Raw genomic sequence first — 2328 nt, 5'->3', positions numbered from 1 at the left:
AGCAGAGCAGCGGCGCCGAGCGAGCGAACTCCAGTCCACACTCACACCATCAGGTGACACCAGAACCAGTCAAACACTCACAAACCGCTCTCTGAACACCACACCACTGCGCCTGGGCGGGTTTGGGAAGTCGGACCCGCCGACTTCCCAAACCCCGCCCGGGCAGGCAGACGGCTTCGCACAGCGGCTCGTCCGTGTGACCAATCAGGCCCAGGGTGCCTCAAACCAATCCCGGGCAGCCACCGCGTCACGCCGGGCCCGGCAATCGCCGTGGGTGCGCTCGGGCCTCCGCACGAACAACCACGCCACAGATCGACCGTCGTTAACAGCCTTAAGGGATCCGGCACTTCACCAGGCACTTACTGCGGCCGGGGGCCGCAATCGGCTTCCGCACCGCGCGGTAGACCGTCTCACCGATTTCAGCTATGGCATCCGATGCACCAGGGGTATGGCCAGTCACGCTATTCCACCCATCCGCTTGGCGAATACCTTCCCATGCATCGGTGTCCCCATCGCAGGTTGGCGGCCTGGCCCCGTCCGGGGTGAGGGCGAGTCAGGAGCGGTGCCACCCTGATCGTCGACCCCGGAGCGGTACAGGCGGACGGACGCACAGCGCACAAAGCTCCGCTGCGCCGCCCCGTCCGGGAGAACGAACCGCCTGACCGACGGGGCGTCGGGATCCGTGGCGGTGTCCGGCTCCTCCGCGATGGTGAGCTCGCCCCGGTCAAGGGCCGGATGCAGTTTCACTCGACACGCAAACAAGATCAACCAGCGAACCGTCGGCCGCCGCAAATTGCTCGCTAATCACCCCTCCTCGGGGACCCAGATAGGCACCGAGGGGTCCTGGAACGCGAGGTCGGCCAGTTCCGGGGTCTCGCCGGCGACCACCAGGAGGAGGAACTCGACCATTCCCACGTCGTACCGGCTCCAGGCATCCGGAAACCGCCCCCTGTGCCACACGATGACGGGCCAGCAATCCGGATCGTCCCCCTCCGTCAACCAGAAGCAGATATCACCGTTGTAGTTCCCCGCCCAAACGAGCAGCCCGCCGGCCTCCGGGTAGACCGGGTACGGGCAAGAGGTCGAACGACTCCTCCCGCATGGCCCTGAACTGAAGGCCAATGTCCTCGGTGGTCCGACGGACCATGCGGGAGATCCCACCCTCCCCTGCCGCTCCCCCAGGGCGCAGCAGCGGGTCGAGGACCCCGAGGTCACCCCGAACCTCCCCGGCGCCGAAGACGTCGACGAACTCCCGGTAGGCCGAAGGGAACCCAAGGCCGGCCTCCTCCTGTGCCCTGTCCCACGACACGCGAGGAGCGTCCTCCCGGGCCCTCCACCCCGCCAGGCCGGAGAGCCTCCTCACGTCATCGCGCATGCGGACACCAGGTGGCCTCAGCAGCAACCGGCTTCAAGGCTGTGGCCATCCCTTTCGCTGTAAACATCCGACGCACCGCGGTCAACGAGAACTCCCCTGGAATCCCGGACCTGGATCTTGAATCGGTATTTAAATGGAGTCATACTGCCGGCGTACATATAGTCGGACACCACCGGCATCTCCACGAGATTCTCCTTGATCGCCAGCTTTCTGGCCACCACCGTCTGAATTCCTGTCATTTTGCCAACGTTGACGGGGGTGGTCCAGCAGGGTGCCAGGTTCGCCTGGACGAAGCTGCAGCCCGGGCAGCGTCCGGGAACACGCGAAGGGGAACAGCTGGTCTGCGCGGCAGACCCGGCGGTGGCGCCCATGGCGGGAGTACACCTCCGCCACCGGCAGGCCGGCCCCGCCTTCACTACCCCACCCAATTCCAGTCGCCCTGGTGCCGCCACATCGGCTCGTCGGAATTGGCCGGCGCCACCTCGTCCGCGTACACGTACGTGCCGTCGACAACGGCAAGCAGGAACGCCGCGAATCCTCCGTCGAAACGGTCCCACTCCTCCAGGCTCCGGTAGAACGCGACCACCGGCCAGGAATCCGGATCCTCACCCTCGGTCAGCCAGAAGAACTGGTCAGCGTTGAGGTTAGAGCCCCAGGAGAGGATCCCACCGCGCTCAGGGTGGACAGGGTACGGGCAGTCCGGGTCAGCGGCCAGCTCGGCGGCGATCCCGTCCGTCGTCCTGCGCACGAACCCGGGGAAGCCGACGATCGGCCCGCCGTCGTAGGAGCGCAGGGTCGGCACCGGCACAGACAGCTCGCCATTGATCCGCACGCACCCGTACCGGTCCACGAACTCCCGTTAGGCCGCGTATTCGGTCGTGATCAATGGGTTCGGGTGAGGTCCTTGATCCAGATCATTGCGCCGCGGAGGTGAAGGCCGGCGAGGTAGCTTT

The 2328-nt window shown here is 66.2% G+C and carries 2 protein-coding genes; both read right to left on the bottom strand.

The window, feature by feature from the left end; genetic code table 11:
- Window positions 1-1392: 1392 nt before the first annotated feature.
- Window positions 1393-1746, bottom strand: coding sequence for a hypothetical protein (locus tag ACIQIB_RS39395; protein WP_400764290.1), 354 nt, complete (start codon window positions 1744-1746; stop codon window positions 1393-1395).
- 44 nt (window positions 1747-1790) lie between these two features.
- The gene (locus ACIQIB_RS39390; RefSeq protein ID WP_400764288.1) at window positions 1791-2207 is read right to left on the bottom strand and encodes a hypothetical protein; all 417 of its coding nucleotides are present in this window, start codon (window positions 2205-2207) and stop codon (window positions 1791-1793) included.
- Between the last annotated feature and the right edge of the window lie 121 nt (window positions 2208-2328).

Source organism: Kitasatospora sp. NPDC092286 (assembly GCF_044755565.1).
Lineage (GTDB): Bacteria > Actinomycetota > Actinomycetes > Streptomycetales > Streptomycetaceae > Kitasatospora.
This window is presented reverse-complemented; position numbering and strand designations above follow the sequence as displayed.